Source organism: Actinomadura sp. GC306 (assembly GCF_004348665.1).
GTDB lineage: Bacteria > Actinomycetota > Actinomycetes > Streptosporangiales > Streptosporangiaceae > Spirillospora.
Window position 1 is genome coordinate 1 of the sequence record NZ_SMKM01000160.1, and the last position, 15,145, is coordinate 15,145.

The following is a 15,145-nucleotide window of genomic DNA, read 5'->3' on the forward strand; positions in this document are numbered from 1 at the left end:
CGGCCCGCTCCCCTGCACCCCGCCCCCGAGCCCGTTCCGGTCGGGCCGTCCGCGATGTCCAACTGACCGACGGCTGAGACAGTCCCTCAGCGGATACGTCGGCCCGCCGGGCGCCACCGCGCCGCCTCCGCTCCCCTGGCGGGCTCAGCCCGTCCGCGCGAGCCCGCGGACGATCTCGCAGCCCTTCCGGAGTTCCGCGCGGCTCCCGGCCGAGCCGTACCCGATCACCAGGCCGGACGCTTCCGGCGCGCCCGCATGATGAGGGCCGAGCGTCTCGACCAGCACGCCCCGCCGCCGCGCCTCGCGGACGACGTGGTCCGCCGCCTCCGCCGGGACGTCCACCACGAGGTGCAGGCCGGCCGTGTCACCGCGCAGCGGCAGCCCGTCCAGCGCCTGGACGACCACGCCGCGCCGCCGCGCGTACTCCCCGCGCATCCGCCGGACATGACGCTCCACGTCACCGCGTTCCAGGAGGATCCGCAGCGCGTCCTGCGGCACGACCGCCGTCCGGTCGTTCAGCTCCCTGCGGCACCGCGCGATCCGGCCCACCAGCTCGGGCCTTGCCACCAGCCAGCCGACCGCCAGGTCCGCGGTGAGGATCTTGGCGGTCGTGCCAAGGTAGACGACGACGTCCGGGTCCAGGCCGTAGAGGGCGGGCAGGGGCGCGACGTCGTAGCGGAACTCGCCGTCGTAGTCGTCCTCGGCGATGAGCGCCCCGTTGCGCCGCGCCCACGCCAGCAGCGCCTGGCGGCGCGGGACCGGCAGGACGCCGCCCATCGGGAACTGGTGCGACGGCGTCGTGTAGACGAGGCGCAGGCCGTCGGGCAGGTCGTCCACCACGAGGCCGTGCTCGTCTACGGGGCACGGCACCAGCTCGGCGCCGCGCGCGGCCAGCACCGCCCGCGCCCGCCGGTACCCGGGCTCCTCCACCCCGACCCGGTCACCCGGACGCAGGACGGTCGCCGCCAGCAGATCGAGCCCGTTCGTCGCGCCCCGCGTGACGAGAAGCCCGTCCGGATGGCACGTCACCCCGCGGCTGCGGCGGATGTAGTCGGCCAGCGCGACCCGGAGGCCGGGCAGGCCGTGCGGGTCCTGGCGCTGCCGGGGCGGCATCCCGGACGCGATCCGCCACGCACGCCGCCACGCAGGGGTGTCCAGTGCCCCGACCCAGGGCGCACCTGGCCTCAGATCAATGTCGCCCTGGCCCGCCGTGTGGAACACGGTCTCGATCGTGACCGGTTGTGGCACGGGTGCAGGCGGAGCGACGACGCCTTCGGTCACGTACGTCCCGGACCCATGGCGCCCTTCCAGCCAGCCCTCCGCGTACAGCTGCTCGTACGCTTCGGTCACGACCGTGCGGCTCACCCCGAGGAGCCCTGCCAGCGCCCTGCTCGCGGGAAGCCGCTCACCGGCCGCCAGCCGCCCCTCCCCCATCGCCGCGCGCAACTGGGTCACGAGCTGGGCGCTCAAGGGCCGACCGGCGTCCCGGTCGACGGTGAGGGGCAGGTCCACCGACAAAGTGGTCTCCAGGTATCAGCGTCAAGTGGCCCTACCGGCCAGGCCACTCTGTTCCTAGCGTAAACGCCCATGACCGCACTCTCCTCGACCGCACTTTCGTCCACCGCGCTTTCCACCACAGGCCGGACCCGGCTCGGCAGAAACCCGGACCGGGGCCGCGGCGACCGCTCCGCCCTCTACGCGATCCTCGACGCCGGCCTGATCTGCCACCTCGGCGTGGTCATCGACGGCTCGCCCCGCGTCCTGCCCACCGGCTACGGGCGCCTGGACGACACCCTCTACGTCCACGGCTCGACCGGGGCGAGCAGCCTCATGGCCGGCCCGTCCCAGGACGTCTGCGTGACCGTCACCCACCTCGACGGCCTCGTCATCGCCCGGTCCCTGTTCCACCACTCCGTCAATTACCGCAGCGCCGTCGTCTTCGGCAGGCCCCGGCCCGTCACGGACCCGGACGAGAAGCTGGCGGGCATCCGCGCCATCACCGAGAACCTGACCCCGGGCCAATGGGACGTGGCGCGCCGCCCCACCCGCAAGGAACTCGCCGCCACCTCCGTCCTGGCGATCCCGCTGGACGAGGCGTCCATCAAGATCCGCCAGGGGGACCCGAGCGACGACGACGCGGACCACGCACTCGACGTCTGGGCGGGCGTCGTCCCCGTCCGCCAGACGTTCGGCGAACCGTCCCCGGACCCCGCCCTGCGCCCCGGCATAGCCGTACCCGGCCACATCGCCCGCCGCGTGACCTCCTAATCCGATACGTCTCGGTGCCCCGCGCGGTCGTCCGTGGCCGTAGGGTGAACCCCATGAACGAGCGGCTGGTCTGGATCGACTGCGAGATGACAGGACTCGACCTGCGCAACGACGCGCTCATCGAGATAGCCGCTTTGGTCACCGACAGCGAACTCAACATCCTCGACGAGGGCGTCGACGTCGTCATCAAGCCCCCGCAGGAGTCCATCACGCAGATGTCGCAGGTCGTCCGCGACATGCACACCGCGTCCGGCCTCCTGGAGGCCCTGCCCGGCGGCGTCACCCTCGCCGAGGCCGAGGACACCGTCCTCAAATACATCAAGACCCACGTCAAGGAAGCCAAGAAGGCCCCCCTCTGCGGCAACTCCATCGCCACGGACCGCTCGTTCCTGGCCCGCGACATGCCGGCCCTCGACGGCCACCTCCACTACCGCATGGTGGACGTCTCCTCCATCAAGGAACTGGCCCGCCGCTGGTACCCGCGCGTTTACTTCGCCAGCCCGGAGAAGAAGGGCGGCCACCGGGCCCTCGCCGACATCACCGAGAGCATCCAGGAACTGCGCTACTACCGCGCCGCGGTCTTCGTCCCCCAGCCCGGCCCCGACTCCGAGACGGCCCGCGCCGTCGCCGCCAAGGTCGCCTCAGGCTGACCCACGCCTCCGGAGCCGCTACACTACTGGGAGCCGGGACGCGCTCCCGGCCACGGTGGGTGTAGCTCAGCTGGCAGAGCACTTGGTTGTGGTCCAAGATGTCGGGGGTTCAAGTCCCCTCACTCACCCCAGGCTAGAAACAGCAGAAGCCCTGGTCACCGCGAGGATGACCAGGGCTTCGCTGCGTCCCGCGCCAGGCTCCCGCGCACCGGCGTCCGCTTCCGGGAGCAATCAGGGAGTGATCTTCTACTCCGCGGACGTGAGGCGGTGCCTTCAGTCCGCCGGTTGCAGCGTCGGCCGCTCGCCACGAGCGCGGTGGCGCGCCCGCGCGCCGAGGTGGGCCTCCCGGAGGTCGTCCATGAAAGCCTCCTGCAGTGGTCGCCCGCCCTGGTCGAGCGTCTCGGCGTAGCGGCTGAGCCGGTCGTCGGCACCCAGTTCGCGATGCCCCCAGACGCCGAGCTGGACGAGCACGGGAACCAGGGCGATTGAGCGCTCGGTGAGGCTGTAGATCGCCTTCTGCTTGTGGGTGGAATCCTCGCTTCTGGTGAGCAACCCGGTGTCGGTGAGGCTGCGAAGGCGTTCGGCGAGGACCTTCGTCGAGATGCCCTCGTCCGAGGCGAGCAGCTCTCGGTAGTGCCGCTTGCCGGCGAACATGATGTCGCGGAGGACCAGCAGCGACCAGCGGTCCCCGAGCACCTCGACCGCCAGGTTGACCGGACACTCGGAGCGGTTCACGGCTGCCATCTATGCTTTCCTTATCACACTGGTTGCTTTTCTAAAGCACTATACCGTAGGCTCAACCGCTGTTGAAAGGTAAGCAGTTGTTGGACGGGGGAGGCAGCATGGCACAGCGAGCACCGGCGGCAGAGGCGCTCACACCCACCGGCAAGGGCACCGACGTGACACCGGGGGCCGATGTCCTGGACTGGTCCGAGGTGGAGCGCCGCTTCAGCCGGGACGGCTGGCGGTGGCTGGCGACGGTGCGTCCGGACGGGGCACCGCACGTCATGCCGGTCTTCGGCGTGTGGTCGGAGTCGGTGCTGTTCATCACGTCCAAGGCCACCGCGCGCAAGAGCCGCAACCTTGACGCGGACGGGCGCTGCGTCCTGTCCACCGACGTCGAAGGCGCGCATCTGATCGTCGAGGGCGAGGCGAGCCAGGTTCTGGATCAGGAGACGCTCACGCGCGCCTCCGGCGCGTTCGAGCGGGTCTACGGGTGGCCGACCACGATCGCCGGCGCCGAACTCGACGCCGACTACGGCGCGCCGACCTCTGGCGGCCCCCCATACCGCGTCTATCAGATCCGGCCGAGCAAAGTGTTCGCCCTGCCGTCGGCGGCCGACTTCATGCCCACCCGCTGGCGCTTCACCTGACAGGTCACGGCGGCGGCACGATTCGCGCGGCCCCGTTGCGGTCCGAGATGTCGGGGGGTCTGTCAGGGGGTCAAGTCCCCTCACTCACCTTTCGAGCACGGCCCCGGCCCCGCGGCCGGGGCCTTTCGCCTTCTCCATCGACTCTGGATGATCGGCCCGTTATGCTCCGACCCTATAAATGTCAACTACAGGTCAAGGGCAACGGATGAGCGTCGATGAGACGGCCCCCCTGCGCGTCCTCGTGGTGGCCGGCGACCCCCGGATCCGAGCGGACACGATCACCCTCCTCGATGCCGGCGACGAACTCCGCGTCGTCGCCGACGCCCCCGACTCCGCGACGGCGCTGCCGCTGGCCGAGCGCCTGCGGCCCGACACCGTCCTCCTCGACGCCGCCTCGGCCGAGCACACGAAGCACCTCAGCAGGACGTCCCGCGTCTTCGTCCTCGCCGAGCCGGACGACCCCGCCGTCCAGGACGCGCTCCACGCCGGCGCCTGCGGGCACCTCGTCCCGGGCTCCTTCACCGCTCCCGATCTGATCCGGGGCATCCGCCAGGCGTCCCGCACCACCCTCGGCCTGTCCGCCCGCGAATCGGAGGTCATGGACCTCATCGCCACCGGCCGCTCCAACGGCGAGATCGCCCGCCAGCTCTTCCTCAGCGAGAAGACCGTCAAGAACCACGTCAACCGCATCTACGCCAAGCTCGGCGTCAGCTCCCGCGCCACCGCCATCGCCCTCTGGCGCGGCATGGTGAGCGTCCTCCCCGCCCGCGACTAAACGATTCGCACAGGTCCATCGCTCCTGATACTGTTCTTCCTGTCGCAAGGGCCCCCGGCCGAGGGCCGGACCCCCCATCGACAGGCGCCGTTAGCTCAATTGGCAGAGCAGCGGACTCTTAATCCGCGGGTTCGGGGTTCAAGTCCCTGACGGCGCACCCGCAATCACCAGGGCGTACACCGATCTTCGGCGTACGCCTTGTTCGCGTTGGTCGCGATCGCCGTTGCGGTCAGCGGATTCGCGCCCGGATGTGCCTGGCTCGGGGGTGTCAGGCGGGGCCGGAGGGGAACTCGGCCGGGCTCTTCAGGCCCAGCGAGCGGATCCAGATCTTGTCGAGGGTGTCGATCAGGGTCTCCGCGTCGTACTCGACGCCCTCGTACGACCAGGCCATGACCATGCGCTCGACCATCAGGGTCAGGGCGTGCGCGGTGTGCCGCGGGTCCAGGTCGGGGTACGCCTTGCCGGCCTTCTGCCAGTCGGCGATGGCGCGCGTGACCCTGCTCTGGAAGTGGTCGGCGACCTCCTCCCACTGGGCCTTCAGCCGCTCGTCCTCGTCGCGCGTCTGGTAGACGGCCTGCAGGACGCGGGCGTTGCGCCGGAACGCCTGGATGTAGACCCGGTTGACCTCGCGGATGCGGCGGACGGGGTCCTGCTGCCCGCTGATGTGGTCGGCCGCGATCCCGGTCAGCTCGGCGGAGATGCCCTTCATCAGCTCGTGCAGCAGATCGTGCTTGGACCGGTAGTAGTTGTAGAGCGTCCCCGACCCGACCTGCGCCTCGGTGCTGATGTCGGAGAGCCGGGCGTTGTGGAAGCCGTCCCGTTCGAAGACGACGCGCGCCGCCTCGCGCAGCCGCTGCGGCGTGGTCTCGCGGCGCCGGTCGACGCGGGTGCGGCCGCCGCTCGCTCCGCCGTTCTCGGCGGCGGGCTGGGGCACCCTGCACCTCGTTTCGGTCGCTGAACGTCGCGATCGTACCAGCCACCTGGCGTAGGCCAGGAAAAACAGAGGTTGACCTCAATCTCAGTTTCTCGGTACTTTCAGGCGTCGTGTGACGCGGTTAACACCCCCTGAGCTGCGGGCCTGCCGGTTTTTCTTGGCCCGGCCGCAGGCGAACCAGAAAAGCGAGGCCAGCGATGAACCTGGGTAGGAACAAGGGCACGACTCTGCGACGAGTCCTGCTGAGCGGCGGAGCGGCCCTGCTGCTCACGGCCGCCGCCGCGTGCGGAGGCGGCGACGAGGCGTCCGACGAACCGACCCTCACGGGCGCGCCGATCAAGGTCGGCCTGTTCAACCCGGACAAGGGCGCGGTGGCGGTCCCCGCGGTGAAGTCCGGGATGGACGCGGGCGTCAGCTACGTCGCCAAGGAGATGAAGGGCGTGGGCGGCCGGCCGATCGTGGTCGAGGCGTGCTCGACCGACGGCACCCCCGAGTCCACCATCGGCTGCGCCAACAAGTTCGTCCAGGAAGGCGTCGTCGCGGCCTTCGACGGCTTCAACCTCAGTTCGAGCGCCGGCATCGCCATCCTGGAAGCGGCCAAGATCCCGCTGATCGGCCAGATCCCGTTCGACCAGACCACCGGCTCCGCCGCGTCCGGACGCGTCTACCTCGGGCCGCCCCAGGCATCGTTCCTCATCGGCGCCCTGCAGGGGTTCAAGGCCGAGGGCAAGAAGTCGGCGACGCTGACGCTGGTCGACACCCCCGCCTCGCACAAGACCATCGACACCCAGCTGAAGCCGCTGGCCGGAGCCCTCGGGATCAAGGCGAACGGGCTGTACTACTCGCCCACGAACCCGAACTTCAGCGCCCTGGCGGCCACGATCGCCTCGACCAAGCCCGACGTCGCCGGCCTGATAGCCTCGCCGAACGCCTCGACCTGCACCCAGCTGATCAAGAACCTGCGGTCGGTCGGCTACAAGGGCGACATCTTCGTCGCCGCGTGCATGGGCTTCATCAAGTCGGACCCGGCGAACGCCCCGGGGGCGACGCTGTACTCGTCGGTGTGGCTGCCCGGGACGGAGAAGTACGCGCCCAAGGAGGCGGTGGCCAACCTCAAGGCGGCCACCGAGTACATCTCGAAGACCAGCGGTCCCGCCGACTTCTACGCCTACGCCCAGTTCGCCACCGTCGTGGACTTCGCCAAGGCCCTGTCGACCGGATCGTCGTCCGGCGAGCTGACCGGAGAGAGCGTGCTGACCACGCTCAAGGGCCTCAAGGACTTCCCGACCTTCCTCGGCACCAAGATCAGCTGCGGCAAGGAGAAGTCGCCGAACTGCACCACCCAGATGCTGCTGTTCTCGGTGCAGGAGGACCTCTCGCTGAAGCCCGTCACCGGCGACTGGATCACTCCCGCTCCGGAGATCATGGCGACCATCCCCGGCGCCAGCTGAGCAAGGTACACGAACCCCTTCATGAGCGATCTTCTGCAATTCGCCGTCCTGGGTTTCTCCACCGGAGCCGTCTACGCGGTGCTCGGGGCGTCGCTCGTCAGCATCTACGTCGCCACCGGCGTCATCAACTTCGCACAGGGGTCGGTGGCGCTGTGGGCGGTGTGGCAGGTGGCAGGGCTCCGCGCGAGCGGAGTCCTGGTCCTGCCGGTCGGCAGCGTCGAGCTGAGCTCCGGCCCGATGGACGTGTGGCCGGCGGTGCTCATCGGTGCGGTCAGCGGGCTCCTGTGGAGCCTGCTGGCCCACCTCCTGGTCTTCCGTCCGCTGCGCCGCGCTCCCGAGCTCGGGCAGGTCGTCGCGTCGGTCGGGGTGATGCTGCTCATCCAGGCCCTGGTCCCGCTCCGGTTCACCGCCGAGACCCTCGGCACGGACCCCGCCGGCCTCATCCCGCTCCCGACGCTGACGTCCAAGGTCATCACGGTCCTCGGCGCCACGATCGCGGTGAGCAACCTCATCCTGGCCGGGGCCGCGATCGCGATCGCGCTCATCCTGGCCGGCTACTTCCGGTTCACCAGGATGGGCGTCGCCACCAGGGCGGGCGCCGAGGACGAGCAGGCGCTCCGGCTGATGGGCTACTCGCCGGACCGGCTCGCCGCGATCATGTGGGCCGCGACGGGCTTCTTCTCGGGGCTGATCGTGATCCTGGCGGCGCCGGCGATCGGCGGCCTGGACCCGACCAGCTACATGCTGTACGTCGTGCCGGCCCTGTCCGTCGCGCTGGTGGGGCGGCTGACGTCGATCGGGGTCGCCTGCGGCGCCGGGCTGGCGCTCGGCTCGGTCCAGCAGATCCTGCTGTTCCTGACGTCCAAGAGCTGGTGGCCGTCGTGGGCGCAGGCCGGTGTCGGCGACGCGATCCCGTTCGTCATCGTCGTGGTGGCGCTGTTCCTGCTCGGCCGCGGCATCCCGGAACGCGGCGCCCGCGACGTCGGTGCCCAGGCGCCGGTGCGGGTGCCGCGGATCCGGCCGCTGTGGACCGCCGCGGCGATCGCCGCGACGGTGGTCGCCATCGTCCTCACCACGGGCCAGTGGCGGTTCAGCCTGGTGATGTCGATCATCCTGGCGCTGATCGCGGCGTCGGTCGTGCTGCTGACCGGTTACCTGGGCCAGATCTCGCTGGTCACGATGGCCTTCGCCGGCGCGGCCGGGTTCGCGCTGTCGAAGCTGACGACGAACCTGAGCGTCCCCTTCCCCCTCTCGATGCTGCTGGCGGCCCTGACCGCCACGGCCCTCGGGGTCGTGGTGGGCGTCCCGGCGCTGCGGATCCGCGGCGCCCAGCTCGCGGTGGCCACCATCGCGGCGGCGCTCGCGATCGAGAGCTTCGTCTTCAACAACCCGGCGATGACGCCCTACACGGGTAACGTGATCGAGGACCCGTCCCTGTTCGGGTTCTCCCTCGCCGTCCGCGAGGGCACCGACCTGATCACCCTGCGGTTCTCGTTCATGGTCCTGCTGATCGTCGCGGTGCTGCTGATCGCCATGGCGCGGCTGATGTCCGGGGCGACCGGGCGGGCGTTCCTGGCCGTGCGGTCCAACGAGCGCGCCGCGACCGCGGCGGGCGTGAACGTCCCGGCGGTCAAGCTGCTGGGCTTCGCGCTGGCGTCGTTCATGGCCGGGATCGGCGGCTGCCTGATCGGCTACAGCCGCGGCCAGCTCTCGGCCGCCTCGTTCACCGTCCTCGTGGGCCTGGCCGTCCTGGCGACCACCTACGTCGGCGACATCACCCGCATCTCGGGCGCGATCCTCGCGGGCATCGCCGGGCCGCTGGGGCTGCTGTACCTGGTGTTCACCCAGACGATCGACCTGGGCCACTACTACACGCTCATCCTGGCGATCGCGATGCTGCTGCGCGTCGTCGTCTTCGCGCCGCACCGCGACGCCGTCCCCGAATGGCTCCTCGTCCGGCGCGCCCGGCGGGCGCCGCCCCAACAGCCGGCCGCCGCCCACGCGAAGGAGCCCGCCGATGTCCGGTGATTCGAGCGCGCTGCTGCGCACCAGCGACATCTCCGTGCAGTACGGAGGCGTCCGGGCCAACGACGACGTGAGCATCGAGGTCGGCGCCGCGGAGATCGTCGGCCTGATCGGGCCCAACGGCGCGGGCAAGACGACCTTCGTGGACGCCGTCACCGGCTTCGCGCCGCACACCGGCACGATCGAGCTCGACGGCGTCCGGCTCGACTCGGTGCCCGCGCACCGGCGCCGCCGCATGGGCCTCGCCCGGACGTGGCAGTCGGGCGAGCTGTTCACCGACCTCACCGTGGCGGAGAACCTCGCCGTCTCGGTCGATCCGCCCGGATTGCGGGCCCTGGTCGCCGACCTCGGCAGACGCCGGAAGGGAGCCGACGAGGAGATCCAGAAGGCGCTGAGCCTGGTGGGCCTGGAGGAGATGGCGGGACGCCGTCCCGACGAGCTCTCGCTGGGCCGGCAGAAGCTCGCCGGCGTGGCGCGGGCCCTGGTCGGCTCCACCCGCGTGCTGCTGCTCGACGAGCCCGCCGCGGGGCTGGACACCGAGGAGAGCGCCGAGTTCGGGCGGGAGCTGCGCCGGATCGCGGCGTCCGGTCCGGGCGTCCTGCTGATCGACCACGACATGACGCTGGTCCTGGACGTCTGCGACCGCGTCTACGTCATGGACTTCGGCAAGATCATCGCCTCCGGCGCGCCGAGCGACGTCAGCAGCGACGCCCAGGTGATCGCCGCCTACCTGGGAAGCCCGGTGACGCCGTGACCGAGACGACCGAGACGACCGACGCACTGGAGATCCGCGGCCTCAGCGCCGGCTACCGCGGCGTCCCCGCCATCCGCGACATCGACCTGCGCGTGGCGAAGGGATCGATCCTGGCGCTGCTCGGCCCCAACGGCGCGGGGAAGTCCACCACGTTGCGCGCGGCCGCCGGCCTGCTGCCGGCGCTCGGCGGGACGGTGACCGCCGCCGGCTCGCCCGTCACCGGGAGCGTCGAGCGCGCCACCCGGTCGGGGCTGTGCCTGATCCCGGACAACCGGGGGGTCTTCCACCGGCTGACCGTCGCCGAGAACCTCAAGCTGGCCAAGGCGCGGGGCGGCTACGGCCCGGCGCTCGACCGGTTCCCGCAGCTGCGGCCGCTGCTGAACCGGCGCTGCGGCCTGCTCTCCGGGGGTGAGCAGCAGCTCCTCGCGATCGCGAAGACCCTGCTGCTCCGGCCGAAGGTCCTGCTCATCGACGAGATGAGCATGGGGCTGTCGCCGGTCGCCATCAAGCAGATCCTGCCGGAACTGCGCCGGCTCGTCGACGAGGACGGCACGGCGATCGTGCTCGTCGAGCAGCACATCGACCAGGCGCTCGGCGTCGCGGACGAGGCGGTCGTCCTCCACCACGGCCGGGTGGTGCTGACCGGCCCCGCGGCCGAACTCCGGGAGGACCGGGACCAGGTCCAGCGCGCCTACTTCGGAGAGGGAGAAAAGGAGGACTGACACGACCCCGAGGAGCTGATCGCCGGCCGCGACCGGTGACGCCGGCCGCGGGTCTTACCTGTGTCTTACGGGACGCCGTTCTCGCTGGTCCGGGGGCGGCGGCGGGTGTTGGGTGAGGGATGTCCGCGGACGGCCGGTGGTGGGCGTCCGCTTCGTCTCTCCGGGAGAACCGATGTCCCCTCGTATCGTCGTCGCCGCCCTGACGGTGCTGGTGGTCGCCGCCGGCGCCGGGCTCTACCTGTTCCAGCCGTGGAAGGCGTTCACCGACACCACGGTGACCGAGGCCCTGCCGACCGCCTCCGCCCCCGCGACCGCGCCGGAGCAGGCCCCGGGTCCCGTGCGCCTCGCGGAGGGAAGGTTCGTCACCCACGATCACGACACCAGCGGCGCGGCCCTCGCGGTCCGGCTCGGGAACGGCGACCGGCTCCTGCGCCTGGAGGACCTCCGCACCTCCGATGGACCGGACCTGCGGGTCTACCTGTCCCGCCGGTCCGCCGACGCGGTGCCGCGGGGACTGGGCGAGGACGCGGTCGACCTCGGCGAGCTCAAGGGCAACCTCGGCGACCAGAACTACGCCATCCCCGCAGGTACCGACCTGTCCGGGTTCCGCAGCGCCGTAATCTGGTGCAAGCGGTTCTCGGTCTCCTTCGGAGCCGCCGACCTCTCCCCCGGGAGGAGCTGAGTCTTGAACGCCGCCGCGGGCCACATCCTGGTCGTCGAGGACGACCCGACCGTCGCCGAGGTCGTCACCGGGTACCTCGCCCGCGCCGGGCACCGGGTCGCGCATGCCGCCGACGGCCCGGCCGCGCTGGAGATGGCCGCGGCGCTGCGGCCCAGGCTGATCGTGCTCGACCTGATGCTGCCCGGCATGGACGGCCTGCAGGTGTGCCGCCGGCTGCGGTCGGCGGACGGGCCCCCCGTGCCGGTCGTGATGCTCACCGCGCGCAACGAGGAGGCCGACCGGATCCTGGGGCTGGAACTGGGCGCGGACGACTACATCGCCAAGCCGTTCAGCCCCCGCGAGCTGGTGCTGCGGGTGGCGTCCGTGCTGCGCCGCGCCGAAGCACCGCCGCCCGGCGCGGCCCCGGCGGCGCTGCGGGCCGGTGACCTGGTCGTCGATCCGGCGGCGCGGCGTGCCGAGCGTGGCGGCCGGCCGCTGGCCCTCACCGCCCGCGAGTTCGACCTGCTGGCCTTCCTGCTGCGCCACCCCGGCCGGGTGTTCACGCGAGAGGAGCTGCTGCGGGACGTCTGGGGATGGGACTTCGGCGACGCCTCGACGGTCACCGTCCATGTGCGGCGCCTGCGGGAGAAGATCGAGGACGACCCGGCCGTCCCCAAGCTCATCAGCACCGTGTGGAGCGCCGGCTACCGGTTCGACCCGCCCGCCGGTGAGGCGTCGCCCGCATGAACGGGCTACCGGTCGTCGTCGGCGTCACCCGGATGAGCGAGGTACTGGTCATCGTGGGGCTGGCGGCGCTGGGCGCCCTGGTCGCCGGGCTGCTCGCCGCGCCCGCCGTCGCCCTGCTGCGCCGCCGCCCGGTGGTGCTGTCGATGTTCGCGGTCGCCGCGCTCGCCGTGGTCGCGATGGCGGCGGGCACGATCGCGGTGGCGGTGGAGATGTTCCTGTCCCCGCACGACTTCCAGGTGGTGCTGATCGTGGTCGCCGTGTCGGGCGCGGCCTCGCTCGGCGCGGCGCTGCTGTTCGGCCGCCGGATCGCCGCGGGCAGCCGGGAACTGGCGCTCGCGGCGCGGGACGTCGGCAGCGAGGCGGGGTTCGTCGCCCCCGCGGACCCGCCGATCGCCGAACTCGCCGCGCTCGCCGCCGCGCTGGAGGAGACCGGCACCCGGCTCAGGGCGGCGCAGGAGCGGGAACGGGCGCTGGACGCCTCCCGACGGGACCTCGTCGCGTGGATCTCCCACGATCTGCGCACCCCGCTGGCCGGGCTCCGCGCCATGGCCGAGGCGCTGGAGGACGGCGTCGTCCCCGACCCCGGCCGGTACCACACCCGCATCCGCGCCGAGGTCGAGCGGCTGTCCGACATGGTCGACGACCTGTTCGAGCTGTCCCGCATCCAGGCCGGATCATTGGAGCTGACCCTGGCCCGGGTCTCGATCTACGACCTGGTGGACGACGCCATCGCCACCGCCCGGCCGCTCGCGGAGCAGCGGGGGGTGCGGCTGCGCGACGGCGGCGTCGCCCGGCTGCCCGTGCGGGTCGACGGCCAGGGCATCACGCGGGTGCTGGGGAACCTGCTGGTCAACGCCATCCGCGCGACGCCGGCCGACGGCACGGTCGCGGTGAGCGCGCGCCGCGACGGCGACCGGGTCGTCCTCGCGGTCGACGACGCGTGCGGCGGCATCCCCGAGCGGGACCTGCCCCGGGTGTTCGACACCGGCTGGCGCGACGGCCAGGCCCGCACCCCGGCGTCCGTCCCGGCGGAGGAGGACGACGCCGGCGCGCGCCAGCGGCGCCTCGGCGACACCGGCGCGGGGCTCGGGCTGGCGATCGTCCGCGGCATCGTGGAAGCCCACGCCGGTCGTGTCTCAGTCCGCAACACGGGCGTGGGGTGCCGTTTCGAACTCACCCTCCCGGCGGCCGGCACCGACCGGTCCCCCGCCGGCCCGGGCTTGGGCGCGGAGGGGTGACCGGAATTACTGGATGTCCGTTCCTGGGATTTCGGTCATCCTTGGCGTGAATGGCACGAGGTAAACGCGCCGGTGCCGGCAAGATCAACTTGTGGAAATCGGAATAACTGGACATTTCGGTCGGGTTGCCCTATTGGGCGCCCGGGGACGGGGATTCTCGGCAATCCTTGTTTCCCCGATAAGACGTTGTGACAGCCTGGGCACAAGCTGTGCTCATACGAGCATGTTTCACCCAGTATCGTGATCTCGCTGTCGACGCCGAGGACCCCGATGCCTGACTATTTCGAACCCGCCGAAGCAGCCGCCCAGCCGGACGTCCGGCAAACCGGCGGCGCGCCGTCCCGCGGACGGCGCGGACGGGACGGAATGCGCGCCTGCCACCAGTTCATCTCCGTGCTTCCCGCGGCGGTGATGGGCCTTCTCGGCCTCACCGCCGTGGCCGCGCTGTACAGCGCCGACACCGTGAACCGGGACACGCGCCTGCTCCTCGCCATGGTGGCCGCGGGGGCGGTGATCACCCTGCTGGCGGCGGTGGCGGGCGCGGAGGGGGCGTCCCGGCGGCTGGCCCGGCGGCGCGCCCGCGAGCACGAGCAGCTGCGGCGGCGGCTCGGCGAGCTCGGCTTCCTGGTCGCCCGCGGCCGGCGCGACCTGCAGCGGCTCGCCGCCGGGCTGCGCTCGGGCGAGAGCGCCAAGCCCTGCCGCGAGGACCTCCCGGTCCCGGACGCCGGCGACTCCGTCGCGCAGCTCGCCTACGAGCTGCAGCGGGCGCAGGCCACGGCCTGGAACGCCGTGCTGGGCGCCGCGACCCACCAGCCCACCGCCGAGTCCGGCCGCCGGGTGGACGTCTTCGTCAACCTCGCCCGCCGGATGCAGACCCTCTCCCACCGCGCCATCCAGAGCCTCGACGAGCTGGAGAACCAGGTCGAGGACCCGGACCTGCTCAAGGGCCTGTTCAAGGTCGACCACCTCACCACCCGCACCCGCCGCCAGGCCGAGAGCCTCGCCGTGATCGGCGGCGCCTCGCCGCGCCGCCGCTGGACCAAGCCGGTGACGGTCTACGAGGTGCTGCGCTCGGCGATCGCCGAGGTGGAGCAGTACAACCGGGTCAAGGTGGTGCCGCCGGTCGACGGGCACCTGCACGGCGGCGCGGTCGCGGACGTCGTCCACCTGCTGGCCGAGCTCATCGAGAACGCGACGAGGTTCTCCCCGCCGCAGACGCAGGTCCTCATCCGGGTCGAGCGGGTCAGCGCCGGCATGGCCATCGAGGTCGAGGACCGCGGCCTCGGCATCCCCCGCGGGGAACAGCGCCGGCTGAACGCCCTGCTCGCCGACCAGGACCAGGGCGACACCCGCGACCTGCTGAAGGACGGGCGGATCGGGCTGCTCGTCGTCTCCGCGCTCGCCCGCCGGCACAAGATCCGGGTCCAGCTGCAGGGCAACGTGTACGGCGGCACGCAGGCCGTCGTCGTCGTGCCCGCCGAACTGGACGGCGGCCGGCCCGAGGACACCGGGGAGCGGCCCCGGCCGGTTCCCGCGCACGCCCGCCC

Annotated in this window: 15 protein-coding genes and 2 tRNA genes; 14 read left to right on the forward strand and 3 right to left on the reverse strand. The window is 71.8% G+C overall.

From position 1 onward, the window contains the following. Positions 1-144 precede the first annotated feature (144 nt). The gene (locus E1200_RS21165) at positions 145-1,512 is read right to left on the reverse strand and encodes a PLP-dependent aminotransferase family protein (RefSeq protein ID WP_131953797.1); all 1,368 of its coding nucleotides are present in this window, start codon (positions 1,510-1,512) and stop codon (positions 145-147) included. A gap of 75 nt (positions 1,513-1,587) precedes the next feature. On the opposite strand from E1200_RS21165, the gene E1200_RS21170 reads away from it, so the two are divergent. The 3 genes from E1200_RS21170 (at position 1,588) to E1200_RS21180 (ending at position 3,049) form a co-directional block, all read left to right on the forward strand. Next, the gene (locus E1200_RS21170; protein ID WP_131953798.1) at positions 1,588-2,268 is read left to right on the forward strand and encodes a pyridoxamine 5'-phosphate oxidase family protein; all 681 of its coding nucleotides are present in this window, start codon (positions 1,588-1,590) and stop codon (positions 2,266-2,268) included. A gap of 53 nt (positions 2,269-2,321) precedes the next feature. Further along, a complete protein-coding gene (gene orn / locus E1200_RS21175) occupies positions 2,322-2,918 on the forward strand; it encodes an oligoribonuclease (RefSeq protein WP_131953799.1) in 597 nt (198 codons plus the stop codon). Positions 2,919-2,973: 55 nt separating this feature from the next. Further along, positions 2,974-3,049: transfer RNA gene (locus tag E1200_RS21180), tRNA-His, on the forward strand. A 142-nt stretch (positions 3,050-3,191) separates the two neighbouring features. Here the strand turns inward: E1200_RS21180 and E1200_RS21185 are convergent. Beyond that, positions 3,192-3,662, reverse strand: a complete 471-nt coding sequence (locus E1200_RS21185; RefSeq protein WP_131953800.1) for a helix-turn-helix domain-containing protein — start codon at positions 3,660-3,662, stop codon at positions 3,192-3,194. A 98-nt stretch (positions 3,663-3,760) separates the two neighbouring features. Here E1200_RS21185 and E1200_RS21190 point away from each other — a divergent pair, with 98 nt between their 5' ends. The 3 genes from E1200_RS21190 (at position 3,761) to E1200_RS21200 (ending at position 5,223) form a co-directional block, all read left to right on the forward strand. Next, positions 3,761-4,291 carry a pyridoxamine 5'-phosphate oxidase family protein gene (locus tag E1200_RS21190; protein WP_131953801.1) on the forward strand — a complete coding sequence of 177 codons (531 nt, stop codon included), beginning with the start codon at positions 3,761-3,763 and terminating at the stop codon, positions 4,289-4,291. 205 nt (positions 4,292-4,496) lie between these two features. Beyond that, positions 4,497-5,066: a response regulator transcription factor gene (locus tag E1200_RS21195; protein ID WP_131953802.1), complete on the forward strand. Its 570-nt coding sequence runs from the start codon at positions 4,497-4,499 to the stop codon at positions 5,064-5,066. An 84-nt stretch (positions 5,067-5,150) separates the two neighbouring features. After that, positions 5,151-5,223 (forward strand) — tRNA-Lys (locus tag E1200_RS21200). A gap of 111 nt (positions 5,224-5,334) precedes the next feature. Here the strand turns inward: E1200_RS21200 and E1200_RS21205 are convergent. Next, on the reverse strand, positions 5,335-6,000 hold the full coding sequence (locus E1200_RS21205; protein WP_131953803.1) for a TetR/AcrR family transcriptional regulator: 666 nt from the start codon (positions 5,998-6,000) through the stop codon (positions 5,335-5,337). A 197-nt stretch (positions 6,001-6,197) separates the two neighbouring features. Between E1200_RS21205 and E1200_RS21210 the strand changes: the two genes are divergently transcribed. The 8 genes from E1200_RS21210 to E1200_RS21245 all read left to right on the forward strand — a co-directional run. After that, positions 6,198-7,451: an ABC transporter substrate-binding protein gene (locus E1200_RS21210; protein WP_131953804.1), complete on the forward strand. Its 1,254-nt coding sequence runs from the start codon at positions 6,198-6,200 to the stop codon at positions 7,449-7,451. 21 nt (positions 7,452-7,472) lie between these two features. After that, positions 7,473-9,479: an ABC transporter permease gene (locus E1200_RS21215; protein WP_131953805.1), complete on the forward strand. Its 2,007-nt coding sequence runs from the start codon at positions 7,473-7,475 to the stop codon at positions 9,477-9,479. Then, positions 9,469-10,230 (forward strand): ABC transporter ATP-binding protein, encoded by a 762-nt coding sequence (locus tag E1200_RS21220; RefSeq protein ID WP_131953806.1) that lies wholly within the window; start codon positions 9,469-9,471, stop codon positions 10,228-10,230. The genes E1200_RS21215 and E1200_RS21220 overlap by 11 nt, the downstream gene beginning before the upstream one ends. Next, complete coding sequence (locus E1200_RS21225) at positions 10,227-10,952, forward strand: ABC transporter ATP-binding protein (protein WP_131953807.1); 726 nt, start codon at positions 10,227-10,229, stop codon at positions 10,950-10,952. Before E1200_RS21220 ends, E1200_RS21225 begins: the two co-directional genes overlap by 4 nt. 172 nt (positions 10,953-11,124) lie before the next feature. Beyond that, the gene (locus E1200_RS21230) at positions 11,125-11,634 is read left to right on the forward strand and encodes a DM13 domain-containing protein (RefSeq protein WP_131953808.1); all 510 of its coding nucleotides are present in this window, start codon (positions 11,125-11,127) and stop codon (positions 11,632-11,634) included. Positions 11,635-11,637: 3 nt separating this feature from the next. Further along, entirely contained in the window at positions 11,638-12,360 is a 723-nt protein-coding gene (locus E1200_RS21235; RefSeq protein ID WP_131953809.1) for a response regulator transcription factor, read from the forward strand. Then, the gene (locus tag E1200_RS21240) at positions 12,357-13,598 is read left to right on the forward strand and encodes a HAMP domain-containing sensor histidine kinase (protein ID WP_243708733.1); all 1,242 of its coding nucleotides are present in this window, start codon (positions 12,357-12,359) and stop codon (positions 13,596-13,598) included. Before E1200_RS21235 ends, E1200_RS21240 begins: the two co-directional genes overlap by 4 nt. Before the next feature lie 270 nt (positions 13,599-13,868). Continuing rightward, on the forward strand, positions 13,869-15,145 hold a 1,277-nt coding region (locus tag E1200_RS21245; protein ID WP_207933468.1), incomplete at its 3' end, for an ATP-binding protein.

Excerpts from the sequence above, each read along its gene's own strand:
- E1200_RS21170 (WP_131953798.1), top strand. The coding sequence starts at position 1,588 with ATGACCGCACTCTCCTCGACCGCACTTTCGTCCACCGCGCTTTCCACC.
- orn (WP_131953799.1), top strand. The coding sequence starts at position 2,322 with ATGAACGAGCGGCTGGTCTGGATCGACTGCGAGATGACAGGACTCGAC.
- E1200_RS21185 (WP_131953800.1), bottom strand. The coding sequence starts at position 3,662 with ATGGCAGCCGTGAACCGCTCCGAGTGTCCGGTCAACCTGGCGGTCGAG.
- E1200_RS21190 (WP_131953801.1), top strand. The coding sequence starts at position 3,761 with ATGGCACAGCGAGCACCGGCGGCAGAGGCGCTCACACCCACCGGCAAG.
- E1200_RS21195 (WP_131953802.1), top strand. The coding sequence starts at position 4,497 with ATGAGCGTCGATGAGACGGCCCCCCTGCGCGTCCTCGTGGTGGCCGGC.
- E1200_RS21210 (WP_131953804.1), top strand. The coding sequence starts at position 6,198 with ATGAACCTGGGTAGGAACAAGGGCACGACTCTGCGACGAGTCCTGCTG.
- E1200_RS21215 (WP_131953805.1), top strand. The coding sequence starts at position 7,473 with ATGAGCGATCTTCTGCAATTCGCCGTCCTGGGTTTCTCCACCGGAGCC.
- E1200_RS21220 (WP_131953806.1), top strand. The coding sequence starts at position 9,469 with ATGTCCGGTGATTCGAGCGCGCTGCTGCGCACCAGCGACATCTCCGTG.
- E1200_RS21230 (WP_131953808.1), top strand. The coding sequence starts at position 11,125 with ATGTCCCCTCGTATCGTCGTCGCCGCCCTGACGGTGCTGGTGGTCGCC.
- E1200_RS21240 (WP_243708733.1), top strand. The coding sequence starts at position 12,357 with ATGAACGGGCTACCGGTCGTCGTCGGCGTCACCCGGATGAGCGAGGTA.